We start from the raw sequence: 1,544 nt of genomic DNA on the forward strand, positions 1-1,544 counted from the left end.
ACAGCCGGAAACGGTAGCTGTACTTCGGTAGCCTCTTCATCGTTTAGCAATGCGGCGATGTTAGTAACGCCTGCGCAGCCAACCTTAGGGTCGGTAACCCAGCCAACCTGCTCTGTAGCCACGGGAAGCTTTACGATTACCAATTACGATCCGACGTATACTTATAACGTATCACCAGCGGCAGGGGTAAGCCAGTCGGGTGCAGTGATTACCGCACCGGCAGGAAGTTATACCATAACAGCCACCCTTGGTGCCTGTACTTCAGTGGTCTCGGCCAGTGTGACGGTGAACGCACAACCGGTTACACCAACTGCGACAATTTCTTATTCAGCATCATCTTTTTGTCCATCAGGTACTGCTTCAGTTACTCAATCGGGGCAAAATGGCGGTACTTATTCAGGTACACCTGGTCTTGCAATAGATCCATCAACTGGAGTCATCGATTTAGTTAACAGTACTGCAGGATTACATACCATTACTTATTCATTTACGAATGGCTCTTGTTCAAATACGGCTACTGCAACCATAACTATTCATCCAAAAATGACATTTACGGTTAGTGCGGCTAATGTGGTTTGTAAGGGCACTTCTACAGGAACGGTTACAGTTACTGTTACTAGTGGAGGTTCGGGTCATTATAATTTTAAATTAATATCAGGAGCAACAGTGCTAACAGGCTCTCCAAGTTCAGGTATTAATAGCTACCAATTTACCGGTGTAGCCAAAGGAATTTATTCAATTATTGTAGAAGATATAAACACAGGCTGTTCAACAGTTTGTCCGTGATATATAGTAGTATTTAAAGAAGAACAAGGATTTTTTTTATAGTATATGGGGATTATTTACCAAATCATCAAAAAAGCAAAACAGAGCAGTAGTTTAATAATTACCGCACTTTTGTTGTTTTTAGCAAACTATTCCTTCGGGCAGGTTTGTCCAGTCACCATCAAAGAACCACCCACAGCCAAGGTGACTATTACACCGACTGCGGTTTGTTCTGGTCAACCCTTTGATTTAGTGGTTAACTTGACGAGTGATGACCAACAGACAGGTTCACCTGAATGGACATTTACCTATACTGGTGGTACAGGTGGAACAATTAATACAGCAGCATTGCCATTAGGAGTAACCATTACCCGAACAGGAACGAATGCGGTTGTAACTATTCCCATAACAATTGTAGCTCCTGGTAATTATACCTTCGGGATTTCAGTATTGGAGGATAACTGGTATCCAACCAGTCCTGTTGTAGATGCATGTAACTTTGATGGTACGGATGCTATTACGATAGATCCAACCAACACGATTGCCCTGAGTTCGGCAGCGGGTACGGATGCACAAACCGTATGTATCAACACCGGTCTGGTTAACATTACGTATGCGACCACGGGGGCAACGGGAGCGACCTTCAGCGGCTTACCAGCCGGCGTGAGCGGAAGCTGGGCGGCAGATGTAGCCACCATCACCGGAACCCCAACGGTATCAGGTCCGTTTACATATACTATTAACTTAACCGGCGGATGCGGAACGGTATCTACCACCGG

2 protein-coding genes are annotated in these 1,544 nt (G+C 45.0%); both read left to right on the forward strand.

Translation table 11 applies throughout. From position 1 onward, the window contains the following. The coding region (locus NF867_RS04700) for a hypothetical protein (RefSeq protein ID WP_252586443.1) at positions 1-786 on the forward strand (786 nt) is incomplete at its 5' end. A gap of 45 nt (positions 787-831) precedes the next feature. Further along, positions 832-1,544, forward strand: a 713-nt coding sequence (locus tag NF867_RS04705) for a hypothetical protein (protein ID WP_252586444.1), incomplete at its 3' end; no start/stop codon positions are given.

This window comes from Solitalea agri (assembly GCF_023914155.1).
Taxonomy (GTDB): domain Bacteria; phylum Bacteroidota; class Bacteroidia; order Sphingobacteriales; family Sphingobacteriaceae; genus Solitalea; species Solitalea agri.